This is a genomic window from Gordonia sp. UCD-TK1 (assembly GCF_001691435.1).
GTDB lineage: Bacteria > Actinomycetota > Actinomycetes > Mycobacteriales > Mycobacteriaceae > Gordonia > Gordonia hongkongensis.
Genome location: NZ_LZMP01000026.1, coordinates 1 through 24,478 on the forward strand (window position 1 = coordinate 1; position 24,478 = coordinate 24,478).

The window sequence follows — 24,478 nt, forward strand, 5'->3', positions numbered from 1 at the left end:
CCCGCCATATCCGCACCCGCCATATCCGCAACACCCGCCTCAACGCCGCCGCCATGGCGATGGCGCAAAGCGCGCTGACCGGCAGTCCCGGCGCCCGCGTCTACTACGACAGCCTGCGAGATCAGAAGAAGTCCCACCCCCAAGCCTTGCGTGCGCTCGCCAACCGGCTCATCGGCATCCTCCACGGCTGCCTCAAACACCGCACCCTCTACAACGAACACACCGCCTGGAACCACCGCGCCAACCTCGCCGCTTGACACCTTGCACCCCTGGGATGTCTTCGTGGCTCGCTTCGCTCGCACCTCAGGGAGCATGTTTTTCGGACGTTCACGAGTGTTCTTTCGTGGTCCAAAACGGCCGCCAGGCCCCCGCYCCCTGAGGAGCGCCCGGAGCTTGCGGAGGGCGCGTCACGAAGGGTCTTGGCGACCGAATCAGCAAACCCGGATACCCGTCCCCGCCACGGTCTCGCCGATCACCGGGTAGCCCGGGACCTCGCCGACCACGAGGAGCCCGCCCGAGGTCTGTGCGTCCGCGAGGAACAACAGGTCGTCGTCGGAGACACCGGAATCGACCGTGAGGTGCGGCCGCACCCAGTCGAGGTTGCGGCGGGTACCCCCCGACACGAACCCGTCGCGCAGCGCCTCGTCCGCGCCGCTCACGGCCGGCACCGAAGCGCGGTCGACTACCGCGCCGACCCCCGACGCGCGGCACAGTTTGTGCAGATGCCCGAGCAGGCCGAAGCCGGTCACGTCGGTCGCCGCGCGGACGCCGGCCGCGACCGCGGCGCTCGACGCATCGCGATTGAGCGTCGTCATCAGGGCGATCGCCTCGTCGAACACCTCGCCGGTCTGCTTGTGCCGGTTGTTCAACAGTCCGACCCCGATCGGTTTGGTCAGGGTGATCGGCAGCCCCGGCTCGGCCGCGTCGTTGCGCAACAACCGGCCGGGTTCGGCCACCCCGGTCACCGCCATGCCGTACTTCGGTTCCGGATCGTCGATGGTGTGCCCGCCGATCACCGGACAGGCGGCCTGCGCCCCGACGTCGAGACCGCCGCGCAGCACCTCGGTCATCAGCTCCATCGGCAGCACCTCCCGGGGCCACCCGACCAGGTTGATCGCGACGACGGGGGTGCCGCCCATGGCGTAGATGTCCGACAGCGCGTTGGCCGCGGCGATGCGGCCCCAGTCGTACGGATCGTCGACGACCGGGGTGAAGAAGTCGGCGGTGGACAGCACCGCGAGGTCGTCGCGGATACGCACTGCCGCGGCGTCGTCCCCGTCGTCTAGCCCGACGATGATGTTCTCTCCGACCTGGCCGGTGAGCCCGGCGACCGCCTGCTCGAGCTCGCCTGGCGGGATCTTGCACGCGCATCCACCACCGTGGGCGTAGCCGGTCAGTCGGATGGGTGTCTCGCTTCGCACGGTCACCGTGTCGAGGGTAGCCCTCCGGCAACCGCCGATACGGTCCTCCGGCGATCGCTACCATCGGGCGCATGAGGCAAGCAGACGGCGAGTACTACGTCACGGCCGGCGAGCTGCAGGCGTTCTGGGAATCCGGTCACGACTACTGGTACATGCGAGAGGACGGGTCGACCGACCTCTACGCCGACGAACTCGACATCACCCACGGCTGGCCGATCTTCCTGATGAAGCGCGACGAGGAGTGGTTCGCGAACTGGGACGGCGACTTTGAGCGCGCCGTCGACGACGATCTCAACCCGAAGCTGATACGCCACTTCGAGGAACTCATCACCGAGGGCAACTGGCCACACCGGCAGGACTGACCCGGCCGCACATCGGATAGGTTGGGACCGCATGGAGGCGTATGGGTCCTGGTGGGCTCCCCGGTCTTCAAAACCGAGGAGGTCGAGTATCTCGGCCTGGCGGGTTCGATTCCCGTCCGCCTCCGCCAGAGGGTCGACAGTGACCCCGTCGGCTGAGCCGGTGACGAGCGAAGCGAGAGCCCACCCCCCCGCCGGCTGAGCCGGTGACGAGCGAAGCGAGAGCCACCCCCGCCGGCTGAGCCGGAGACGAGCGAAGCGAGAGCCCACCCCCCGCCGGCTGAGCCGGTGACGAGCGAAGCGAGGAGCCGTGTCGAAGCCCCCCGTCACCGATCCGCGCCGCCGGATCCCGCGGACCGACGCACTGTTGGCCCTGCCCGCGGTGTCCGCGGCGCGAGCACGTTTGGGCGACACTGCGATTCGCGACATCATTCGCCAGGCCCAGGACGCGGCCCGCCGCGGCGAGACGCCGCCGGATGACGTCGAGCGGATCGTCGTCGAGTCGGTTAGCGCGTCGTATGCGTCGTCGGTCCGCCCCGTACTCAACGCCACCGGGGTCGTCGTGCACACGAACCTCGGGCGGGCACCGCTGTCACCCGCGGCGCTCGACGCCGTCGGCGCGGCGTCGGGTTACGTCGACGTGGAACTCGATCTCGAGTCCGGCACCCGGTCGAAGCGCGGGGAGGCCACCCGCGCCGCTCTCCTACGAGCCTGTCCCGCAGCGGAAGACGCCCTGATGGTCAACAACGGTGCGGCTGCACTGGTACTGGCGACGACCGCGCTGGCGGCCGGGCGTGCAGTCGTCATCAGTCGTGGCGAGATGATCGAGATCGGCGCAGGTTTCCGTCTTACCGAACTGATCGCGTCGACAGGTGCCCGGCTACATGAGGTCGGCACCACCAACCGCACCCACGCGCGCGACTATGCCGACGCCCTCACCGACGACGACGTCGGAGCGATCCTCAAGGTGCATCCGAGCAACTTCCGGGTCGAAGGGTTCACCAGCGAGACCTCGCTGTCCGAGCTACGCGGCCTCGCCCGGGCGCACGGCGTGCCCGTCGTCGCCGACATCGGCAGCGGACTCCTGCAACCCGACCCGCTGCTGCCCGACGAACCCGACGCCACCACGGCACTCGAATCCGGTGCCGACCTCGTCATCGCCAGCGGCGACAAACTCCTGGGCGGACCGCAAGCCGGACTCCTTCTCGGCGATGCGGCGCTGGTTCAGCGCCTCGCGAAACACCCACTGGCACGGGCGGTTCGCGCGGACAAGCTGGCACTGGCGGCGATGGAGGCAACCGTCGGCGGGCCACGACCCCCCGTCTGGGAGTACCTCCACGCCGATCCCGACAGACTTCGCGTGCGTACCGAATCCCTGGGCACGGCAGTCGGATTCCCGATCGTCGCCCATGACGGACGGGTGGGTGGCGGTGGCGCACCCGGCGTGCCGCTGCCGGGGTGGGCGGTGCGGCTTCCGGTCGCAACGGCCGCCCGCCTACGCGTCGGCGATCCGGCAGTCCTACCCCGCGTTCACGACGACGCGTGTCTGGTGGACCTGCGCTGCGTTCCCGAAGCCGACGACGTGCGGGTACTCGCCGCGATCCGACAGGCTCTGGGCGCGTCGTGAAGTCGCGCTCGTGAAGTACGTGGTGGCCACCGCCGGACACGTGGACCACGGGAAGTCCACACTGGTGCGTGCTCTGACCGGGATCGAGCCGGACCGATGGGAGGAGGAACGACGCCGCGGGCTGACGATCGACCTCGGTTTCGCCTGGACCACACTGCCTTCCGGCGCCGACGTGGCCTTCGTCGACGTCCCCGGCCACGAGCGGTTCATCCCGAACATGCTGGCCGGCCTGGGCCCGGCGCCCGTCGTCCTGTTCGTCGTCGCCGCGGACGAGGGATGGAGCGCCCAGTCCGACGACCACCGTGATGCCGTCGCCGCCCTCGGCATCGAGTACGGGCTGCTGGTCATCACCCGAGCCGACCGGGCCTCGCCCGACCGCGTTCGTGAAGTGATCGATCTGTCGCGTGATCGCCTCAGCCGCACCGGCCTTTCCGATGCGCCGGCGGTCGTGGTGTCGGCGCCCGATCGCGTCGGAATCGACGAACTGCGCACACGGCTCGACGCCGTCTTGGCCGGGACATCACCGCCGTCGACCTCGGGGCGTGTCCGGTTCTGGATCGACCGGGTCTTCACCCGCACCGGCGCCGGCACCGTCGTCACCGGCACCCTATCCGCCGGGACCATCTCGGTGGGCGACACCCTGGACCTGCTCACGGTTGACGGCCGCCGACGACTCGATGTCCGTGGATTGCAGAGCGAGGGTGCAACTCTCACCAGCGCCGGCCCGGTCAGCCGAGTCGCGATCAATCTGCGCGGCGTCGGCGTCGACGACGTCTCGCGCGGCGACGCACTCGTGACGCCCGGAGCCTGGCACACCTCCGCAGTCGCCGATGTCCGGCGCGTGAGCGGCATGTCCTTCGAGGAGGCACCGGAACACCTCGTCGCACACATCGGCACAGCGGCGCTACCGGTTCGGTTGCGCCCCTTCGACGGCGACCACGCGCGTGTGACCCTCGCCCGTGCCGTGCCGATGTCGCGGGGCGATCGGGTGGTGCTCCGGGATCCCGGCCAACGGATTGTTGGCGGTGGCGTCGTGCTGCACCCCGATCCCCCGGCGCTGACCCGGCGCGGCGACGCAACACGGCGCGCTGCCTCGCTGGCGGCCATGTCCGACGGCGCCGGGGCCGCCGAAGAAGTGCATCGGCGTGGCGCGATGCGCGTCACCGATCTGACGCGACTCGGCCTGGTCGACGACGCCGAGCCCGCTCCCCACGGCGTACGAGTGATCGGCGAGTGGTGGGTCGCCGAAACCTCCCTCACCGCCTGGGCGGAACGGCTTCACGCCGCCGTCCGCGAACTACAACAACGGGACCCGTTGTCGGCCGGGCTCTCTGCGGCCGGCGCACCCGCGCTGCTCGGGCTCCCGGACACGACGCTGCTGGCGACCGTCATCTCGGAAGCCGGGCTGTCATCGTCCGACGGGCACCTGGCAATCCCGGGTCACAAGCCCTCCCTGGGTGATGCCGACGACGCGGTCAGCGCACTGGAGCGCCGGCTCGCCGACCACCCGTTCCGTGCACCCGAGGCCGATGACCTCACCGCACTCGGCTTGGGCGCCCGAGAACTCGCCGCCGCCGAGCGCACGGGCCGAATTCTCCGTTTGCGCGACGGTGTCGTGCTGTTGCCGACCGCCCCCGCCCTGGCGATGCGCATCCTCGCCTCGCTCGATCAGCCGTTCACCACCAGCGCCGCTCGTCAGGCGCTCGGAACCACTCGGCGCGTGGTCATTCCGCTACTGGAGTACCTCGACGCCCGCGGTTGGACCCGCCGTCTTGACGCCGGGCACCGGGAGGTCGTGCGCTGAGCAACGGGCGGTGGTCCTGTCGTACAGGTCGCCGTGTGAATCGCGGGAAGAGCTTCCGTCCGAGGCCCCTACCACACGACACCGACAAGTCGACATCAACGAATAGCATTGCACAGCAGTATGTTTGGCCTTGCCGCACGTCTGGATTGGTGTACACTCGAACCTACATTCGCAGCAACGGTTCTCGGAGGAGGTGACCGTCATGCCCAGCACCGCACACGTCGGTGGCGACTCGACAGCGCCGCAACCGCGTGCCGTTGAGTTGGTGGCCGATCTCCACCGCACCCTCGACAAATTGCAGACCGTGGATCTGTCGCCGTGTACCGATGCCGAACTCGCTGAGGTGGCCGCGGAGACCGAACGCGCCATCGCTCGTCTGACCGTCGCCGGGGACCGGCAGATCGATCAGGCCGTCGCCCGCGACCTGCCACGCAAGGCCGGCTGCCGCACCCTGATGCAGTTCATGACCCACCGGCTACGAGTGTCGAACCCGATGCGCCGCCGTAAGCACATGGACGCCACCGCCCACCGGACCAGCCTCGGCGGCGAGGTCCTCCCACCCGAATACCCCTGCCTCGCCGAAGCGTTCGCACAAGGCACGGTCGGCACCGCGCACGTCCAGGCCGCATTGGACGTCCTCGACCGCATCCCGGGCACCATCGACCACGACATCAAGGTCGCCGCTGAACGACAGATGGCCGAAATCGCCGAAGCCCACACGCCTGCCGAGATCACCCAACTCGGCGCGCGGCTGCTTGCCCACCTCGACCCCGACGGCACCCTGTCAGACGACACCGACCAGAAACGACGCCGCGGCCTGTGGATCGGTCGGCAACGCGCCGATGGCACCGCCAAAATATCGGGCACCCTGACCCCCGCACTCGCCGCCCGGCTCACCATGATGTTCGCCGTGTGGGGCAAACCCGGACTCAACAACCCCGACGACCCCGCCTCACCCAGCGGACCGGCCGGCACCGCCGACCCCGAAGCCCTCACCGCCGCAGCCGACCGCGACGGCCGCACCCTCGCCCAGACCAATCACGACGCACTCGCCGCCGCACTCGCCGCCGGCTTCGCCGACGGAACACTCGGCACCTCGCACCGCGGCCTGCCCGTGCAACTGATCATCAAAGCCGACCTCTCCGACCTGATCCGCGAAGCCGGACTGGCCACCACCGCCACCGGAACCCTGCTACCCATCCGGGACCTGATCGCGATGGCCGGTGACGTCCAGCCGTGGTTGGCGATCTTCAAAGACGCCACCACCGTCCCCCTGCACTTCGGGCGCGGGAAACGGCTCGCCACCCGCGAACAACGCCTCGTCTCCTTCGCCCGTCCCGACGGGGAAGTGTGTTCGGCACCCGGGTGCGATCAGCCCGCCACCCACATCGAGCTTCATCACGCCGAACGAGACTGGGCCAAGGGCGGTCTCACCGACATCGACGACCTCGCCCCTGCGTGCCCGCGCCACAACCGGATGGTCGGCGACCAACCCGGCCAATACACCACCCGCATCGCCCGATCCGGACCCGACGAAGGCCGCTGCCTGTGGCGGTTGAACGCCGAACCCGGCGCACCGCCCAACCCCGAACACCTCAACCGCCGACCCGACATACCCAGGCGGTTGCACGCCCACCTGGCACAGGTGCGGCGAGAGATCCACGGACGCACCACGTCCGGCGATGAGCCACGCCCACATGACGCGCGCCGATCATGGTTGAAAACCAGCCACGTCATCGACTACCGGCCACCACGACCCGGACCTCGCACACCCCGGCCGTCCCTCGTCGAAGCACACCTCATGGAGTTACTCGCGACCTGGTGAAGGTCCGCCTGCTCATCCGCAGTGGTCAGCGTGTGAGGACCACCTTGCCGATCGCCCCTCCGGATTCGGAGACCTGGTGTGCTGTACGGAGATTGTCGATCGTGAAACCCAAGGGTTCACGATTGACAGTGCTGCGGATCTTGCCGGCGTCGACGAGTTCGGCGACCCGGCCGAGGATCCGGTGTTGCGAGTCGTCTTCCGGTGCGAACAACGGCTTGGAGAACATCAACTCCCAATGCCAACTCTGGCTCTTCTGCTTCAGCGGGAGGGTATCGAGACCTTCCGGCTCGTCAATGGCGACGACCTGACCGTGTACACCCATGATGTCGGCATAGGACTCGACATTCCCGTCCGAGTGGGGCGAGAAGATGTAATCCACGCCGCCCGGGGCGCACGACCGCACGTCCTCGCGCAGGCGTCTCGGGTCGACGACGTGGTGGGCCCCGAGCCCTCGCGCCCATTCCTGCGACTCAGGCCGTGAGGCGGTTGCGATCACGGTGAGATCAGTCAGGCTCCGGGCCAACTGTATGACCATCGAGCCGACGCCCCCGGCACCCGCCACCACGACGATCGTTCCCGAGTCCGCGGAATCGACCCGCAGCTTCTCGAACAACGACTCCCAGGCAGTGATCGTGGTCAACGGCAGTGCGGCAGCCGCGCCGAAGTCGAGGGACGACGGTTTGCGTCCGACGATCCGCTCATCGACCAGATGGAACTCGGCATTCGTTCCCGGCCGACCGATCGAACCGGCGTAGTAGACCTCGTCCCCGACCGCAAACCTCGACACCTCGTCGCCGATCCCGACGACGGTTCCCGCCGCGTCGAATCCCAGAACACGCGGCGGATCGGCGTCACGCAGGCCTGCACGCACTTTGGTGTCCACCGGGTTGACCGAGACCGCGCGGACCTCGACGAGGAGATCGTGCGGACGGGGGGCCGGCACCGGCATTGTCGCCTCGGCGAAGGCGCTCGGGTCCTCGACGCAGTCCGCGGCGACCGCGACCAGGGCTGTCATCTCTCGTGTCATGGCGCTAAGGTATCCCGACGACCCCAGTTACCCGCAAGGGCTCCTAGTATTTAATGGAAAGCATCGAGGCCAACGTCATGTCAGTGCCGTCCCATCGCGGAGACGCCTACTCGGCGTCGTGTCCCTGCCGAGGGATGCTCGACCTTCTCGCCGACAAGTGGAGCGCCCTCGTCATCGGCGCCCTCCGCGATCGACCGATGCGGTTCGGAGAGCTCCGCGTGCGGCTCGACGGAATCAGCCCCAAAGTCCTCACGGCGACTCTGCGTCGGCTGGAGACAGCCGGGATACTCACCCGAACCGTCTATCCGGCGGTCCCGCTGCACGTCGAATACGAACTGACGGAACTCGGGGTGGACGCCGCCGGGCCGCTGGACACATTGCGCCTGTGGGTAGAGGACAACCTTGACCGCTTCCCACATCGGTAACCGACGCAGACAAAGGGACCCATCCCGAAGGATGGGTCCCTTTGTCATTCACGAACTCAGCCCAGTACCAACGACTCTCCGTCGGCACTGACGTTGACCGGCACGACGTCACCGTCGCGGATGTCGCCGGCGAGCAGCTGCTTGGCGAGCTGGTCACCGATGGCCTGCTGCACCAGGCGGCGCAGCGGGCGAGCACCGTACAGCGGGTCGAATCCGCGTGCGCCCAGCCATTCCTTGGCCTTGGTCGACACCTCGAGGTCGAGGCGACGCTGCGCGAGGCGCTTCTTGAGCTGGTCGAGCTGGATGTCGACGATCGACACCAGTTCCTCCGGGCTCAGGGCGTCGAAGATCACCACGTCGTCGAGACGGTTGATGAACTCCGGCTTGAACGCCGACCGCACCGCCATCATGACGTGATCCTTGTCGCCCCCCGCACCGAGGTTCGAGGTGAGGATCAGGATGGTGTTGCGGAAGTCCACCGTCCGGCCCTGACCGTCGGTCAGTCGACCTTCGTCCAGTACCTGCAGCAGCACGTCGAACACGTCCGGGTGAGCCTTCTCGATCTCGTCGAACAGGACCACCGTGTACGGACGACGCCTCACCGCCTCGGTCAGCTGGCCGCCGGCCTCGTACCCGACGTAACCGGGCGGAGCACCGACGAGCCTTGCCACGCTGTGCTTCTCGCCGTACTCGCTCATGTCGATGCGGACCATCGCCCGCTCGTCGTCGAACAGGAACTCGGCGAGCGCCTTGGCCAGCTCGGTCTTACCGACACCGGTGGGGCCGAGGAACATGAACGAGCCGAGCGGCCGGTTCGGGTCCGCGACACCGGCGCGGGCACGACGCACCGCGTCGGACACCGCCTGCACCGCATCCTTCTGACCGATGACCCGGTGTCCCAGTTCCTCTTCCATGCGCAGCAGCTTGGCGGTCTCGCCTTCGAGCATGCGTCCGGCCGGGATTCCGGTCCACGCCGACACGACCTGGGCCACGTCGTCGGGTCCGACCTCCTCCTGCAGCATCACGTCCTGAGAAGGATCCGTGCCGGTCTTCTCGATCGCGGCCTCGAGCTCCTTCTCCAGTCCGGGGACGCGACCGTACCGCAGCTCGGCGGCGCGTCCGAGATCACCGTCGCGCTCCGCGCGATCAGCCTCGCCGCGAAGCCTTTCCAGCTCCTCCTTGAGGTCTCGGACCGCGTCGATCGCGGTCTTCTCCGACTGCCACCGGGCGGAGAGCTCGTTGAGCTTCTCCTTCTGGTCGGCCAGCTCGGCGCGGAGCTTCTCGAGCCGCTCCTTCGACGCCGCGTCGGTCTCCTTCTGCAAGGCGACCTCCTCGACCTCGAGACGGCGGACGATCCGCTCGACCTCGTCGATCTCGACGGGGCGCGAGTCGATCTCCATCCGCAACCGCGACGCGGCCTCGTCGACGAGGTCGATGGCCTTGTCGGGCAGGAACCGCGAGGTGATGTAGCGATCGGAAAGCGATGCGGCAGCGACCAATGCGGAGTCGGTGATGCGCACGCCGTGGTGCACCTCGTACCGGTCCTTCAGGCCGCGGAGGATGCCGATGGCGTCTTCGACCGACGGCTCGCCGACGTACACCTGCTGGAAGCGACGCTCTAGTGCGGCGTCCTTCTCGATGTACTTGCGGTACTCCTCGAGGGTGGTGGCACCGACCAGCCGCAGCTCACCACGGGCGAGCATCGGCTTGATCATGTTGCCGGCGTCCATCGCGGAATCGCCTGTCGCACCGGCTCCGACGATCGTGTGCAGCTCGTCGATGAAGGTGATGACCTGTCCGGCCGAACCCTTGATCTCGTCGAGCACGGCCTTGAGCCGCTCCTCGAACTCGCCACGGTACTTCGCGCCGGCGACCATCGAACCCATGTCGAGGGAGATGACGGTCTTGTTGCGCAACGACTCCGGCACGTCGCCGGCGACGATGCGTTGCGCGAGACCTTCGACGATGGCGGTCTTGCCGACGCCGGGCTCACCGATGAGGACCGGGTTGTTCTTGGTCCGCCGGCTGAGCACCTGCACGACGCGCCGGATCTCGGTGTCGCGGCCGATGACCGGGTCGAGCTTGCCCTCGCGGGCGGCCGCGGTCAGGTCGGTCGAGTACTTCTCGAGAGCCTGGTAGGTCGATTCGGGATCCTCGGAGGTGACCCGTGCGCTGCCGCGCACGGCGACGAACGCCTCGCGCAGAGCCTGCGGTGTCGCACCGAGGTTGTGCAGCAGTTTGGCGACGTCGGAGTCACCGGTCGCCAGGCCGACGACGACGTGCTCGGTCGAGACATACTCGTCGTCGAGTTCACCGGCCAGCTGCTGAGCTGCGGTGACGGCCGCGATCGATTCGCGGGATAGTTGAGGCGTCGAGCTGGCGCCGGACACCGTTGGCATGCGATCGACCAGAGCCTGGGCCTGCGCACGAACGCTCGACGGGTCCACGCCCACCGCTTTGAGCAGCGGCGACGCGATGCCGTCGGACTGATCGAGCAGTGCCACGAGGATGTGGGCCGGTCGCACGTCGGGGTTGCCAGCACTGGCCGCCGCCTGCACAGCAGAACTCAATGCTTGCTGCGTCTTGGTGGTGGGGGTGAAGCTGTCCACTCGCGTGCACCTTTCTCTTAAGTCCAACAGGCTCAAGTATGAGCCATACGCGGTCTACAACGCCAACATAGTTGAGTGCATTCCGCTCAAGCCTGAAGTTTCTGTGACATAGACCACTTGCTCCAGGATGTCGGGGGTTGGCGATCCCCCGCCCTCACAGCCGTCCAGGCTCGGGACCCGACGCCACAGACTCTCCGGAACGCGACAAACCGATCCGCAGTATTGAACGACGCACAAGTCGGGCGCCTATTCTTGAGCCCGATGTCACAGCTTTCACGCGACAAGAAGAAGCGCCGCGCCCAACGTAAGCGCAAACACGACTCCGGCAGTGGCAACCACTCCAACGTGGTACCGCTTTTCGGCACAGCAAGGCGACACGTTGCTCCCGAAGCATTCAAGTCGTGGCTCCGCGATGAGGTCTTCCCCGGCGACGAGGAAGCTGTCACCCACATCGGGGCGTACGCGTTCATCGTGCTCGACGCCGTCGGGCAGACGAACCCCGGTTTCGATCCGCTCTCCTGGACTACCGACGACGTCGACACCATGGTGTCGATGCTCAACCACATCGAGTCGAACCAGCAGCAGGACGCCAAACCGCTCGCCATCGCGATCGAGACGCTGCGCCGCTACCTGGTCGAGACCGGCATGTGGCTCAGCACCGAATCCGTATCGGCCTATGCCGCCGAGCAGTTTGCCCTTGCCTCCGGGCTCGAGTTACGGACCACGACAATCGAGGAAGTCGACGAGGCCACCGAACGCGCTGCCCTCCTGGACACACAGCCCGTCCGGCGGGTCACCGAGCTGTTGGACTGGCTGGGTCCGCACCGCCCCACCACGCAGAGTCGGTGGCTCAAACCGGCCGAGGCCCGCGACCTCGCCCGCCGACTCGACATCGACTTCCCCGCTCACGTCAAGAGCATGAGCGACGTCGCGTCGTTACATCACCTGTGGGGCTTTGCCCAGGCCCTCGATATCGTCGAAGCCAATACCTCGCGCGCACGTCCCGGGCGCGCCGCCCATCTGTGGCGGGAGGAGCCCCGGATCGACGTGCTGCGGGTGGGTCTCACCGCATGGGTTCGGTCCGGCTTTCCTCGGGAATACAACCCCGACATCGACTTCTCGTCGTCCTTGATCGGCGTGGTCATTAGCGGACTCGGCGATTCACCGCTGAGTATCGCCGAGATCAACGCCTGGGTCCCCAAACTCGGACTCAGCGAGTTCCTCGTCGAGGCAATCCATCGTCGGCTCGAGTTGTACATCGAAGAAGGCTGGCTGACGCTCGAGGGCGACAGGTACGTCGTTCCCGTCGCGTTACGCCCTGCCGTGGTATCTGCGCTCCCCCTGCCAGGACCTCCGCAGGACTAGACTTGGTCGGCGGCGCAGGGATCCGCTGACGTCCACAGTGCGCGATCGGTAACGGAATCCAGCACACATCCCGCACTCTGCACATCTGTTCGCGCAATATGGATTGAGTGACCACAGACAACTCCACCGGGCCGGTGATCTTCATCCTCTTCGGGTCGACGGGCGACCTCGCCAAGCGGATGGTCCTGCCGTCGCTGTACGAACTCCACCGGCGAGACCTGCTCCCCGACGGATGGCAGCTGATCGGCAACGGACGCGGCGACCGGACCGACGACGAGTTCCGGCAGCACGTGAAGGACGCCATCGAGGAGTTCGGTCCGGACGGGTCGGTGTCATCGGACGAATGGGAAGCGTTCGCCGAGACCCTCCGCTTCGCCGGCGGCGGGTTCACCGTCGACAACCCCGGCCGTCTGCCAGAGGTGATCGACGCGGCCCGTGACGCCGTCGGCGACGGTGCTCAACTGGTCCACTATCTGGCCCTCCCACCGACCACCTTCGTCGACTACACGAAAGCCATTGCCGCGCACGATCTTGCGAAGGGATCCCGAGTCGTCTACGAGAAGCCGTTCGGAACGTCCCCCGACGGCTTCCGGACTCTCGACAAGGCAGTCCACGAATCCCTGGACGAGAAGCAGATCTACCGGATCGACCACTTCCTGGGGAAGGAGAGCACCCAGAACCTGCACGTCCTCCGTTTTGCCAACGGGTTGTTCTCGGGGGTGTGGAACCGCGAACACGTGGCAGAAGTCCAGATCGACGTCCCGGAGATTCTCGACATCGCCGACCGCGCCGCCTTCTACGACGCCACCGGCGCATTCCTGGACATGATCGTCACCCACCTGTTCCAGGTGGCGGCCGAAGTCGCGATGGAACCCCCGGTCTCGCTCGGCGCCGACGACCTGCTCGACGCGCGGGAGTCGGTCATCGCGGCGTTCCGGCCGCTGGACCCCGCCGAGGTGGTCTTCGGCCAGTACGAGGGGTACCGCGGCACCGAGGGCATCCCCGAGGACTCCACCACCGAGACATTCGCGGCCGTGCGTCTGTGGGTCGACACCGACCGCTGGCACGGCGTCCCGTTCCTGCTGCGGACCGGCAAGATGCTCGACCACAGCTCCCAGCGACTCAGCCTCGTGTTCCGCTCCCCCGCCGACGGTCCGCTGACCGATAACCCGAAGGACGGCACCGTGCTGACCTTCGATCTGGCCGGCGACGGTGCCATCGATCTGGCGGTCACCGTCAAGGAACCGGGTTCGGGCACCGACCTCTCCGTCGCCCACATGACCGAACAGCTCGACGAGGTGGCCGACGGCCTGTCGCCCTATGCCCGACTCATCGTCGACGTGCTGCGCGGCGATCGGTCGCTGTTCACCCGACCCGATGGTCTCGCGCATGTGTGGGAGGTGGCCGCACCGGTGCTGGCGAATCCGCCGGCGCCGCAACCGTATGCGGCTGGATCGACCGGCCCCGCGGCCGCCGACGACCTGTGCGGCGGGTCCGGCTGGATCTGAACGCGGACATGAGATCCGGTTGTGGTTTGTCCCGGTTACCGGCACAAAACGCAACCGGATCCCGTGGCGCTCGGTTCAATCGCCAAGCCGTCGATCGAGATTGATGGCCGCGCTGATGAGTGCGAGGTGGGTGAACGCCTGCGGCATGTTGCCGAGTTGTTCGCCGGTGAGTCCGACCTGCTCGGCATAGAGGCCGAGGTGATTGGCGTGGGTGAACATCTTCTCCAGCGCCAGCCGGGCGTCGGCCAGGCGGCCGACCCGGGTGAGTGCTTCGACATACCAGAACGAGCACAGGGAGAACGTCCCCTCGGCACCGTCGAGCCCGTCGTGCCCGCCGTCGGTGTCGTACCGGAACACCAGGGAGTCGCTCACCAGTTCTTCCTCGATCCGCTCGAGCGTGCGGAGGAACCGATCATCGGTGGGCGACAACAACTTCACGGCGGGGATGAGCAACAGCGCGGCGTCGAGCCGATCGGAGTCGAGCGTCTGGACGAAGGCCCCCACGTCATCGTTCCAGCCCCGCTCCATGATCTGCAGGAAGATGTCGTCGCGGGCCTTCATCCAACCGGCGACGTCGCCCGGTAGACCGCGCTGCCGACTCATCCGGATCATCCGCTCGAGGGCCACCCACGACATCACTCGCGAGTAGACGTAGTCCTGCGGCTTGCTCCGCACCTCCCAGATGCTCTGGTCCGGACGATCCCAGTTGTCGACGAGCCATCCGGCCACCGTGCACAGATGCGTCCAGGACCCATAGGAGATCCCCGGTCCGTACTTGTTGTACAAGTACACCGAGTCGATGAGCTCGCCGTAGATGTCCAGCTGGAGCTGGTCGGCGGCGGCGTTTCCGACCAATACCGGCGAGGTCTGACGGTAACCCTCCCAGTGGTCGAGTTCGGTCTCCTTCGGCGGCGGATCCCCGTCGACGGTGTACATCAACCGCAGCGGCCCCAGATCCCCCGCTTCATCGGCGCCATCGTCGAACCGGCAGGTCAGCCAGTCCATGAAGGCGCCCGCCTCGTCGGTGAAACCCAGCCGCAGTAGCGCGTAGAGCGTGAAGGCGGCATCGCGGATCCACACGTAGCGGTAATCCCAGTTCCGTTCGCCGCCGATCTCTTCGGGAAGCGCGGCGGTCACCGCGGACACCACCGCCCCCGACGGTTCGTGCGTGAGCAGTTTGAGCGTGAGCGCCGACCGGTGCACCATCTCCCGCCATCGGCCCGTGTAGGAGGAGCGCGAGACCCAGTCCTGCCAGAATGCGACCGTCGCGGCGACGACCGCGGGAGAACTGTCGTGGTCGAGCACTTCCGACCCGATGGGGTCGGGGGCGAGGACGAACGTCACGCACTGACCGGTCTCGACGGTGAAGTGGGCCTGTGCATCCCGGTCGTCGACGGTGTCGACATCGATCGTCGACGCGAGATGCAGCACCAGATCGTCGGTCTCGAAACGGAGTCGGCGTTCGTCCTCGACGACGACGGTGTGCGCCTGGCGCCCGTAATCGAACCGCGGCGCAACCGTCACGCGGAACTCCACGGAGCCGCGCACGCAGGAGACCCGACGGATGATCCGCGTGCGATGTTCAGGATCGTGCGGGCGCGCGATCGGCATGAGGTCCTGGACCTCGGCGACGCCGTCCTCGCTCAGGAAGCGGGTGACGAGCACGTTGGAGTCGGGGAGGTAGAACTGCCGCGTGGTGACCTCTCCGTCGATGGGTTCCACGGTCCAGGCACCGCCGCGGCGGGCGTCGAGCAACGAACCGAACACACTCGGCGAGTCGAACCGCGGACAACAGAACCAGTCGATCCGCCCGTCGACTCCCACGACGGCCGCGGTACGCAGGTCCCCGATGACACCGTGGTCGGCGATCGGCAGATAGTCACCGGTGGCGTCGGCCGTCGTCGCGCCGTCGCATCGAGCCGTCGCAGCCGCGTCCTCGCCTGATTCGGAAGGGGTGCTCATGCCGGCCATTCGGTGCCTGCCTGATCTCGGATGGGCGACCGGGTTCCCCAATACGCCGGTCTGAAACCCGCCGATACCGGACACTCGACAGCGATCGACCCTCGACGGAAGGACAACGGTGCCGACAAGCAGCGTGGACACGAGCATGACCGACGACGCCGCCAACGTCTTCGCCGACGCCAAGGCCTACGCCGACGAGCCGCGACTGAACGCCGCGATGGCCCACCTGCGGGCACACAATCCGGTACCGCGTGTCGACCACGGCCCCTACCGGCCGTTCTTCGCGATCACCAAGCACGCCGACATCATGGACATCGAGCGCGACAACAACCTGTGGCTGAGCGAACCGCGTCCGGTGTTGACCACCGCCGCCGCCGACGATGTGGCACGTGCTCAGCTGGAGTCCGGTGCCGGACTGCGCACCCTGATCCACATGGACGACCCGCACCACCGCAAGGTCCGCGCCATCGGCGCCGACTGGTTTCGTCCGAAAGCCCTGCGCGACCTACAGACCCGCGTCGACGAGCTCGCGAAGCGCTACGTCGACAGGATGCGCGACATCGGACCCGAGTGCGACTTCGTCGAGGAGATCGCGGTCGGCTTCCCGCTGTATGTGATCCTGTCGCTGCTGGGCCTCCCCGAGGAGGACTTCCCGCGGATGCATCAGCTCACGCAGGAGTTGTTCGGCGCCGACGACGTCGAATACCGGCGCGGAGCAACGCTCGAGGAGCGGATGGCGACACTGCTGGACTTCTTCGCCTACTTCAGCGAACTCACCGCATCACGCCGCGCGCACCCCACGGACGACCTGGCGTCCGCCATCGCCAACGGCCTCATCGACGGCGAGCCCCTGTCCGACGTCGACACCGCGTCGTACTACGTGATCGTGGCCAGCGCCGGGCACGACACCACCAAGGACGCCATCTCCGGCGGCCTCCGGGCGCTGATCGAGAACCCCGGTGAACTCGAACGACTTCGACGCGAGCCCGAACTCGTGGGGACCGCGGTCGAGGAGATGATCCGGTGGACCACACCGGTCAAGGAGTTCATGCGCACCGCTGCCGAGGACACCTCGGTGCGAGGTGTGCCCATCGCCAAGGGCGAATCCGTCTATCTCGCCTACACGTCGGGCAACCGGGACGAGGAGGTCTTCGACGACCCGTTCACCTTCGACATCGGCCGGTTCCCCAACAAGCATCTGTCGTTCGGCTACGGCGTCCACTTCTGTCTCGGCGCCGCTCTGGCCCGGATGGAGATGCGGAGCTTCTTCGCCGAACTGATCCCGCGGCTCGACTCCATCGAACTGGCCGGGACGCCAGAACTGGCCGCAACAGTGTTCGTCGGCGGTCTCAAGCACCTGCCGATCAGGTATTCACTGCGCTGAGCTGTCCTCGGATTCGCGCACCGGACAAGCGTTGTGGCGGAGCGTCATTCCGACAGTCGACAGACCGGGATCCCGATCGGTCGGCGATGCGCCAGGGGGCGGCACCTCGCTTACCATCGGGACTGTCCGGCCACCATCTCGAGGAGTAGTTGTGCACGAGCTCACGAAGGGCTCCAAGACCACCCTGAGTACGACCGCGCACCTCGTCGAGATCGCGAGCGCGTGGCCCGGCGACGTCGATCTCATCGCCGTGCTCCTGACGGCCGCCGACAAGGTCCGCACCGACGACGACCTGATCTTCTTCAACAACCCGAGTTCCTCCGGAGTCCGGCTCCGAGGGCCGAGTTCGTGTGCAGTCGACCTGACGTCGGTGCCCGCCGACGTCGAACGGATCGTCGTCGCGGCGAGTACCGAGGCGCAGCACAAGACATTCGAGCAGATCGGCTCGCTGACGGCGACCATCTCGGGTTCGGGCACGTGGACGTTCACGCCACCGGATCCCGGAACCGAGACCGTCCTGCAGCTGGTGGGGTTCTACCGCCGGAACGGACAGTGGAAGCTCGACGCGATCGGGCAGGGCTACAGCCAGGGGCTGGCGGCATTCGCCACCGACTTCGGGATCACCGTCGACGACGCACCGGAACAACCGCCCGAGACCACCGCTTCAACAACCGGCGCCCCGGTGAACGCTGTGCCGCAGCAGGTTCCGGAGTCGCCGCAGGAGGTTTCGGCAGCACCGCCGGCCAATCTTTCGAAGGTCAAGGTCTCCATCACGAAGGACTCCCGCGACAAGACCGCGTCGATCGACCTGCGCAAAGGGTCGTCGGACTGGGTTCTCACCGTGGGCCTCGAGTGGGACGGACGGGGCGCGGAGTACGGGGCCGACGGTCGGGTGACGAAGTACGGCAAGGGTGACCTCGACGTGTACTTCTTCTGCCGTGACGAGGTCGCTCATCGGTACGTGGTCATCAGTGGCGAGAAGGCGCATCGCGGCGATTTGCGGAGTTGGCCCTTCATCGAGCACCACGGGGACAGCCGCGGTCCAGGGCGAGGCAACAAGCCCGCCGTCGAGCAGGTCACGGTCCTGCCGAAGGAGAACGGCGATCTCCTCGTCAACGTCTACCAATCCGTCGACAACGGAGCCGGCGCGATCGACAAGTTCGGCAGGCCCAGAGTGGCGATTCGATACGGCAGACCGGGCAAGGACGGTCTGCCCGGGCCGGACAGCGACGAGATCCTCATCCATGTCGGCAACGGCAAGAACTCGTTCTGGGCGACGGTCGCACACATCGACGTGCAGGACGGTGTGTTGAAGGTCGACGGAACGACCCGCTACAGCAAGTTCTTCTCCGAGCGGATGCCCACGCTCGACCGCACCGGGAAGTGGGTGCGCAGCGCCAAGGAGGCGCCGACCGGACGCAGCAAGAAGAACAGCGGGTCCGGTCTGGACCGCTACGACGGTGAACTCTGACCGTCGAGAGGACCGATTCGGTTTCGGCTGTTCACCTTTCGACGGTCAGATCGACCCGCTCGTCGTAGAAGCAGATGAGGTCCCGGACGGGCTCGGCGTCGGTGAGCGGATCGGTGTAGGTCCATGCCACATCAGGGATGACCTCGTCGCCGACGACCGCCGACCAGTAGGTTGCCTCGCCCTTGTACGCGCAGACCGTGACCGTGTCCGACGGCACGAGCAGATCCGTACGGACGTCCTCGCGCGGCAGATAGTGTCGGGGCGGCAGGTGGGTTTCGAGCAGCAGGGTCGGGCGTCGGCTGTCCGCCAGGACCGATCCTCCCACCGTCACCACCACATGTCTGCCGGTGTCGAGGCAGTCGATGCGCTGGAACGGATCGTGCGGATGACCGACCGCCGTCTGTTCCTCTTCGCGCCACTCGTCGAAGCCCGACCAGTCCAGCAGGACGTGGCCGGCGAGATCGGCATCGTCCGGACGGAACGCGGCGCCGGCCAGCGTCCGTCCGCCGGCCACGAGGTCGAAGGTCGTACCGGGCGTAGTGTGCACTGCGAAGGGGTCGACCGGTGTCAGGATCGGTCCGTGGTCGTCGGCGGCGTCGACTGTCTGTGCATCGCTCAGCGGCGCAACGACATCGGAGACGGGCACCGCATAGCATCCGACGACCCGGTAGGGCTCCCAGACCTGGATGGCCCTCGTCGAGTCGACGACGACTTCTCCGTCGACCAGCGCGCGCACCCGTCGCCGCATGTCCGCCCAGCGCAGTGATCCCAGCTGGGACATCGTGAACTCATCCATCGACGTGGCCATGGTCCGATCGTCCTCCGGTTACGTCGCGCGCGCCAGGCCACATCGGGCTTTTGCATCGCCGGTCGTGATCGGTCAACCGTTCGGCTCCGTCGTGGGCGGACATCTGGTGACGACGGCGGGAACCCGCCCCGGCGCAGTAACCGCTTCGAGACGCGAAGGCACCGCTCGACGAAACCCCGTGGTGCGACGATGAGCAGATGACCAGCCCGTCGGACCTCGACCCCACCAGACCCGGGTCCGGCGACGCCGCGTGGAATCACGCCCAGCGCGACGAAACGGAAACCCAACGCCTGGATCGCAACTGGAATTCGCTGCTGCAAGAGCTGCGGGTCGTGCAGACCGGCGTGCAGATCCTCACCGGATTCCTACTCACGCTGCCCTTCCATGACGGTTTCGAAGAGCTCGGCGGCACGTTGCGAGTGATCTACCTGATCACGGTGTCGTGTGCCGTGGGCGCCGCGATCCTCCTGGCGGCGCCCGTGGCGCTGCACCGGGCCCTGTTCCGTCAGCACCAGCTCGCGCTGATCGTCACCTACGCGCATTACCTGGCTTTCGCCGGCCTCACCCTGCTCGGCCTGGCGCTGTCCGGTGCGGTCACCGTCGTCTTCGGAGCGACCGCCGGACCGGTTCCGTCGGCGATCGCGGGCATCGTCACCCTCGTGACGTTCTCCCTCGTGTGGCTGATCGTGCCGCTGTGGCTCCGCGCAGTGACCGGCGCGCGGGATGACTCCGTCGACGACCCCCGCCGTTGACAGCGTTCCGCCGCCGGGGTACGCAGGCGACGTGAACCGCGCACCGAGTTTCATCGAGAACCGCTATGACGAGGTGACCGTGCTCGCGTCGTCACATGGCGGTGCGTTTCCCTACGGCAACACGGTCGTGGTCCGCGGCTCCGCCGGGACCCTGGTGATCGACCCCTCCCTCGAGGTCGACCACGACCCGGTGCAACCCGACGCGGTGATGATCAGTCACGCACACGAGGACCACATCGCTGGCCTCCGGTACTTCTCCGCGGACAAGTTCGCCCATCACGCCGACGTCGATGGCGTGCGATCCCTGCAGGTCCTTCTCGACMACTACGGACTGACCGACGAGGAGAGGGCCGGCGTCGACGCCCAGATCGGCGACACCTTCCGGTTGACGTCCGGCTTCCCCGAGGCCGCCGGGGTCGAGGACGGACACGCCTTCGAACTCGGCGGGGTCACCGCGACGGTCGTCCACCTGCCCGGGCACACCGCCGGGCATTCCGGCATCCTCGTCGAACCCACGGGCTTTCTCTATCTCGCCGACATCGACCTCACCTCGTTCGGACCGATGTACGGCGACCTGGGGAGCAGCGTAGACGACTATCTCGCGTCGATTGCGCGAGTACGCGACATCGATGCCCGCTGGTACGGCACCTTCCATCAGAAGGGCGTGGTCACCGGCGCCGACGAATTCCGATCACGTCTCGCCGACTACGAGGCCGTCATCCATCGACGCGAGGAACGCCTGCTGGAGTTGCTGCGCCGCCCACTCACGGTCGAGGGGATCGCCACCGAGCGGCTGGTGTATCGCCCGCATGTCCAGCTGCCCTTCGTCGACGCGGTGGAGAAACGGACAGCCGAACTCCACCTCGAACGGCTCGTGCGCCACGGCCAGGTCACGCGTTCCGAGGACGGCGTCTACCACCGCTCGTAGGGCGGTCGTCCCGCTCCGCGACGTTTACCGAATGTCCGGTTCGGACACCCTCGGTGTGTCAGCGACACAGCGAGAGTGAGGAGCGAGTAGTGCACACCGACACCACCCGCGCAGACACCTGGGATTTCGGTCTGGACAGCGCCATCCCCGACCTCGGAGACCCCGGCGACGTCGAGATCACGTCGACGGATTTCAGCGACACGTACTACGACACCGAGGACCGGGACCTCCTCGCGCACGGCACCACGGTCGTCTACGTCGACGGGGACGAGCGTCCGGCCGGCTGGCGGGTCGTCACCCCCTCCCCCGCTGAGGCCATCACCGAACGAATCGACGCCCCCTCGACGGCCGTCCCGCCGACGATTGCCGATGCCCTCTGGGGGCTGAGCGGCGGCAAACCGCTTCGCGTCGCGGCGATCGTCCACACGCACCGAACCCGCCACCGCCATCTCGACGCGAACGGTGAGACCGACTACGAGGTGATCGACGACACCGTCTCCGCCACCGCCACCGGCCCGGTCGCCACCGCCACGTCCTGGCGCGAGGTCGCGGTGCGCTCCGCGTCGAAGGATGCGGTGCCCAAGGGTGTACGCAAACGGATGGTCGGGGCCGGCGCGCGTCCGGCGTCGGCGTCGTCGACGTACGAGCGCGCCATCGGTCACGAGGCACCGCACCGAGCCGGATCGGCGTCGCCGGCCGCTGCCGCCGCACTGGACTACGTCCACGAGCAGATCGCGACCATCTTCGCCGGCGATGTCGCGCTGCGTCGCGGTGAGAACCCGGTGCACGGCGTTCGCGTCGCCATCCGCCGTCTCCGGAGCACGCTGCGGACCGCGGCACCGCTGTTCGAGCCGAGCGGCCTCGTGAGACTCGACGACGAACTGCGGTGGTTCGCAGGGGTTCTCGGCGAGGTGCGCGACCGGGAGGTCCTGCGCGCACGATTCGCCACCGCCCTCGCCGAACTGCCCGACGAGCTCGTGCTCGGACCGGTTGCGGCGCGGATCGAGGAGGAACTCTCCGCTCAGCAGCACCACCATCGCGAGAACGTCGCCGCCGAGATGACATCGGACCGGTATCGCCGGCTGCTGTCGACCCTCACGACCTGGAACGAGGCAGTCCCGCTCGTCGATGACCAGATCTCGAAGAAGCAGGTCCGTCAGATCGCCACCCGCGCGGCGCGCAAGGCGGACAAGCGGTTGAAGCAAGCCCTCGCCTCCGGGCACGAGGAGGATCTGCATCGGGCGCGCAAGGCGGCCAAGCGCGCCCGTTACGCCGGTGAGCTGGCCACGCCCGTCGTCGGGTCGATCGGTCGTGCGCAGGCCAAGCGCTACAAGAAGATCCAGACCGTCCTGGGGGAACACCAGGATGCCGCCGTTGCCGCCCGCGCCCTGCGGGAACTGGGCGCCGCCGCGGGAATCCGCAAGGGAGAGAACGGTTTCACCTACGGCATCCTGTATCAGCGCGAGCTCCACGCGGCCGCCGCGGCCCGCGACGCCGTTCTGTCCGGAAAGAAGTGATCGCCCGTTCAGCTCGACGTGTCGAGGATCGCGCGCCGTAACTCGGTGTGATCGTCGAAGAACGACGTCTCGGTCCCGTACCTGCGGAAGGTGTCGCTGCCCCGGCCGGTGACCACGACCACGTCGCGGTCACCGGCCATGGACGTGGCCGTCGAGAATGCGCTCCGCCGGTCGGGTTCCTCGATGACGACCGCCGACGCCTCCCGGTGCGCGCCGCGCAGCACACTGGCCCTGATCTCGCCGGAGTCCTCGTCCTCGGGGCTCTCGTCGGTGACGATCACGACGTCCGCGTAACGCGCCGCGACCTGTCCCAGTGGTTCTCGTTTCCCTGGATCGCGTCCGCCGGTTGCCCCGACCACGGCGATGAGCCGACCGTCCTCCGTCAACGACCTCAGGTAGGGGAACATCGCGTGTTGTCCCGCCGTGTTGTGCATGTAGTCCACGATCGCGCGATACGGCTGTCCGGCATGCACGGGTTCGCACCGTCCGGCGATGCCGGTCACCGAGGAGACGCCCTCGGCCGCAGCGGCGAGGTCGACGCCGTCTGCCACCACGGCGGTGAGCGCCAGTAGAGCGTTGCCGACCTGGTGAGGCCCCAACACCTGCAGCCCGACCCGGGATCGCCCGTGTGGCGTGTGGACGGTGAACTCGGCGCCGAGACGCCCGGCCCGGATATCGGTGGCGACGACGTCGGCGTCCGTGCGTCGAGTCGAGCACGTCCAGGTCTCCGTCGTGGTCCCGGCAGCCAGACGCACACCCCAGTGGTCGTCGATGTCGACCACCGCGATCTGCGTCCGCTCCGGTGTGAACATCGCGGCCTTGGTCGCGAAGTAGCCCTCCATCGACTCGTGATAGTCGAGATGGTCGTCGGACAGGTTGGTGAACGCCATCACGCGGAATGCGGTGCCGTCGACCCTTCCCTGATCGATCGCATGCGAGGAGACCTCCATCGCGCAGCAGGTGACGCCGTGGCGTCGGAAGGTCGCCAGGGTCCGCTGCAGCATGGGCGCCTCCGGCGTCGTGCGGGCGGGGACGACGTCGTACCCGGGGCCCCGGACCCGCGCACCGGAGATGAGCCCGCCCGCCTCCCCGGTCGCCGCGAGGGCCGCATCGACGAAGTGGGTCGTGCTGGTCTTGCCGTTCGTGCCGGTGACACCGAAGATCCGCAGATCACGTGACTATTCACCGTGGAACCACGAGGTCAGCGGCCCCATGATGCGGCGAGGTTCGTCGACGACCAGAGAAGGCAGGACCGACGACGGGCGGTCGCTGATCACGAGGACGGCACCGGCCGCGGCCACGTCGCGCTCGAAGTCGAGTCCGTGCCAGCGGCGGCCCGGGATGGCCAGGTACGCGTCTCCGGGACGGATCGTACGGGAATCGTCGTCGATGTCGCGGACCACCGTCGACCCGGCTGTGAGGTCGCCGAGGATGGCGGTGTCGAGGTGGTCGGCGATCTGCGCGACCGTCACTCCGGATCCCAGGTCGGGGTCCGCCTGGCGAACACTCCGCTCCGGGTCCATCGCCGCGAGGTACCCGTGGCGAGGGCGAATCCAAACCTCGACGTACGGTCCGGCCGGCCCGACGCAGGCCCGATACCACACAAATCTCGGCAAACGGTCATAGCGCACGCCCGCATTGGCCGCTGTGACGCGGCTCACAATCTGTAGAACCCGCTGTGGCTCA

General features: G+C 67.5%; 19 protein-coding genes, 1 tRNA gene and 1 pseudogene. 14 read left to right on the forward strand and 7 right to left on the reverse strand.

Annotated features, from left to right (window positions below; genetic code table 11):
- Positions 1 to 257, forward strand: a pseudogene (locus A9310_RS15575) (IS110 family transposase); the annotation flags it as partial.
- 174 nt (positions 258 to 431) lie between these two features.
- On the opposite strand, the gene selD reads toward A9310_RS15575, so the two are convergent.
- A complete protein-coding gene (gene selD, locus A9310_RS15580; protein ID WP_065631413.1) occupies positions 432 to 1,427 on the reverse strand; it encodes a selenide, water dikinase SelD in 996 nt (331 codons plus the stop codon).
- 65 nt (positions 1,428 to 1,492) lie between these two features.
- On the opposite strand from selD, the gene A9310_RS15585 reads away from it, so the two are divergent.
- From A9310_RS15585 to A9310_RS15605, 5 genes are all read left to right on the forward strand, one after another.
- Positions 1,493 to 1,783 carry a hypothetical protein gene (locus tag A9310_RS15585; protein WP_065631414.1) on the forward strand — a complete coding sequence of 97 codons (291 nt, stop codon included), beginning with the start codon at positions 1,493 to 1,495 and terminating at the stop codon, positions 1,781 to 1,783.
- A gap of 33 nt (positions 1,784 to 1,816) precedes the next feature.
- A tRNA-Sec gene (locus tag A9310_RS15590) sits at positions 1,817 to 1,911 on the forward strand.
- A 179-nt stretch (positions 1,912 to 2,090) separates the two neighbouring features.
- A complete protein-coding gene (gene selA, locus A9310_RS15595; protein ID WP_065631415.1) occupies positions 2,091 to 3,407 on the forward strand; it encodes an L-seryl-tRNA(Sec) selenium transferase in 1,317 nt (438 codons plus the stop codon).
- Between the two features lie 10 nt (positions 3,408 to 3,417).
- The gene (gene selB, locus A9310_RS15600; protein WP_065631416.1) at positions 3,418 to 5,211 is read left to right on the forward strand and encodes a selenocysteine-specific translation elongation factor; all 1,794 of its coding nucleotides are present in this window, start codon (positions 3,418 to 3,420) and stop codon (positions 5,209 to 5,211) included.
- A gap of 202 nt (positions 5,212 to 5,413) precedes the next feature.
- Positions 5,414 to 7,036, forward strand: coding sequence for an HNH endonuclease signature motif containing protein (locus tag A9310_RS15605; RefSeq protein ID WP_065631447.1), 1,623 nt, complete (start codon positions 5,414 to 5,416; stop codon positions 7,034 to 7,036).
- Between the two features lie 25 nt (positions 7,037 to 7,061).
- On the opposite strand, the gene A9310_RS15610 is transcribed toward A9310_RS15605, so the two are convergent.
- On the reverse strand, positions 7,062 to 8,063 hold the full coding sequence (locus tag A9310_RS15610; RefSeq protein WP_254661276.1) for a zinc-binding alcohol dehydrogenase family protein: 1,002 nt from the start codon (positions 8,061 to 8,063) through the stop codon (positions 7,062 to 7,064).
- Between the two features lie 77 nt (positions 8,064 to 8,140).
- Here A9310_RS15610 and A9310_RS15615 point away from each other — a divergent pair, with 77 nt between their 5' ends.
- A complete protein-coding gene (locus A9310_RS15615) occupies positions 8,141 to 8,488 on the forward strand; it encodes a helix-turn-helix domain-containing protein (protein ID WP_065631448.1) in 348 nt (115 codons plus the stop codon).
- A 56-nt stretch (positions 8,489 to 8,544) separates the two neighbouring features.
- Here A9310_RS15615 and clpB read toward each other — a convergent pair whose 3' ends face one another.
- Positions 8,545 to 11,097 (reverse strand): ATP-dependent chaperone ClpB, encoded by a 2,553-nt coding sequence (gene clpB, locus A9310_RS15620; protein ID WP_065631418.1) that lies wholly within the window; start codon positions 11,095 to 11,097, stop codon positions 8,545 to 8,547.
- 261 nt (positions 11,098 to 11,358) lie between these two features.
- Here clpB and A9310_RS15625 point away from each other — a divergent pair, with 261 nt between their 5' ends.
- The gene (locus A9310_RS15625; RefSeq protein WP_065631419.1) at positions 11,359 to 12,462 is read left to right on the forward strand and encodes a hypothetical protein; all 1,104 of its coding nucleotides are present in this window, start codon (positions 11,359 to 11,361) and stop codon (positions 12,460 to 12,462) included.
- A 107-nt stretch (positions 12,463 to 12,569) separates the two neighbouring features.
- Positions 12,570 to 13,970, forward strand: coding sequence for a glucose-6-phosphate dehydrogenase (NADP(+)) (locus tag A9310_RS15630; protein ID WP_065631420.1), 1,401 nt, complete (start codon positions 12,570 to 12,572; stop codon positions 13,968 to 13,970).
- A gap of 75 nt (positions 13,971 to 14,045) precedes the next feature.
- Here the strand turns inward: A9310_RS15630 and A9310_RS15635 are convergent, their stop codons facing one another.
- Positions 14,046 to 15,941 (reverse strand): glycoside hydrolase family 15 protein, encoded by a 1,896-nt coding sequence (locus A9310_RS15635; protein ID WP_065631421.1) that lies wholly within the window; start codon positions 15,939 to 15,941, stop codon positions 14,046 to 14,048.
- 136 nt (positions 15,942 to 16,077) lie between these two features.
- Here A9310_RS15635 and A9310_RS15640 point away from each other — a divergent pair, with 136 nt between their 5' ends.
- Positions 16,078 to 17,316 carry a cytochrome P450 gene (locus A9310_RS15640; RefSeq protein ID WP_065631449.1) on the forward strand — a complete coding sequence of 413 codons (1,239 nt, stop codon included), beginning with the start codon at positions 16,078 to 16,080 and terminating at the stop codon, positions 17,314 to 17,316.
- A gap of 151 nt (positions 17,317 to 17,467) precedes the next feature.
- Positions 17,468 to 18,787 carry a TerD family protein gene (locus A9310_RS15645; protein ID WP_065631422.1) on the forward strand — a complete coding sequence of 440 codons (1,320 nt, stop codon included), beginning with the start codon at positions 17,468 to 17,470 and terminating at the stop codon, positions 18,785 to 18,787.
- 31 nt (positions 18,788 to 18,818) lie between these two features.
- On the opposite strand, the gene A9310_RS15650 is transcribed toward A9310_RS15645, so the two are convergent.
- Positions 18,819 to 19,595, reverse strand: a complete 777-nt coding sequence (locus A9310_RS15650; protein WP_065631423.1) for a DUF427 domain-containing protein — start codon at positions 19,593 to 19,595, stop codon at positions 18,819 to 18,821.
- A gap of 197 nt (positions 19,596 to 19,792) precedes the next feature.
- On the opposite strand from A9310_RS15650, the gene A9310_RS15655 reads away from it, so the two are divergent.
- From A9310_RS15655 to A9310_RS15665, 3 genes are all read left to right on the forward strand, one after another.
- A complete protein-coding gene (locus tag A9310_RS15655) occupies positions 19,793 to 20,347 on the forward strand; it encodes a DUF6328 family protein (RefSeq protein ID WP_065631424.1) in 555 nt (184 codons plus the stop codon).
- 31 nt (positions 20,348 to 20,378) lie between these two features.
- Positions 20,379 to 21,275 (forward strand): MBL fold metallo-hydrolase, encoded by an 897-nt coding sequence (locus A9310_RS15660; protein WP_065631425.1) that lies wholly within the window; start codon positions 20,379 to 20,381, stop codon positions 21,273 to 21,275.
- 89 nt (positions 21,276 to 21,364) lie between these two features.
- Entirely contained in the window at positions 21,365 to 22,792 is a 1,428-nt protein-coding gene (locus A9310_RS15665; protein ID WP_065631426.1) for a CHAD domain-containing protein, read from the forward strand.
- A gap of 8 nt (positions 22,793 to 22,800) precedes the next feature.
- Here A9310_RS15665 and A9310_RS15670 read toward each other — a convergent pair whose 3' ends face one another.
- Positions 22,801 to 23,961: a Mur ligase family protein gene (locus A9310_RS15670; RefSeq protein ID WP_288812114.1), complete on the reverse strand. Its 1,161-nt coding sequence runs from the start codon at positions 23,959 to 23,961 to the stop codon at positions 22,801 to 22,803.
- A gap of 9 nt (positions 23,962 to 23,970) precedes the next feature.
- Positions 23,971 to 24,264, reverse strand: a complete 294-nt coding sequence (locus A9310_RS26385) for a Mur ligase domain-containing protein (protein WP_223258837.1) — start codon at positions 24,262 to 24,264, stop codon at positions 23,971 to 23,973.
- Positions 24,265 to 24,478: the final 214 nt, after the last annotated feature.

Excerpts from the sequence above, each read along its gene's own strand:
- A9310_RS15625 (WP_065631419.1), top strand. The coding sequence starts at position 11,359 with ATGTCACAGCTTTCACGCGACAAGAAGAAGCGCCGCGCCCAACGTAAG.
- A9310_RS15655 (WP_065631424.1), top strand. The coding sequence starts at position 19,793 with ATGACCAGCCCGTCGGACCTCGACCCCACCAGACCCGGGTCCGGCGAC.
- A9310_RS15610 (WP_254661276.1), bottom strand. The coding sequence starts at position 8,063 with ATGACACGAGAGATGACAGCCCTGGTCGCGGTCGCCGCGGACTGCGTC.
- A9310_RS15585 (WP_065631414.1), top strand. The coding sequence starts at position 1,493 with ATGAGGCAAGCAGACGGCGAGTACTACGTCACGGCCGGCGAGCTGCAG.
- A9310_RS15635 (WP_065631421.1), bottom strand. The coding sequence starts at position 15,941 with ATGGCCGGCATGAGCACCCCTTCCGAATCAGGCGAGGACGCGGCTGCG.
- A9310_RS15615 (WP_065631448.1), top strand. The coding sequence starts at position 8,141 with ATGTCAGTGCCGTCCCATCGCGGAGACGCCTACTCGGCGTCGTGTCCC.
- A9310_RS15640 (WP_065631449.1), top strand. The coding sequence starts at position 16,078 with ATGACCGACGACGCCGCCAACGTCTTCGCCGACGCCAAGGCCTACGCC.
- A9310_RS15650 (WP_065631423.1), bottom strand. The coding sequence starts at position 19,595 with ATGGCCACGTCGATGGATGAGTTCACGATGTCCCAGCTGGGATCACTG.
- A9310_RS15605 (WP_065631447.1), top strand. The coding sequence starts at position 5,414 with ATGCCCAGCACCGCACACGTCGGTGGCGACTCGACAGCGCCGCAACCG.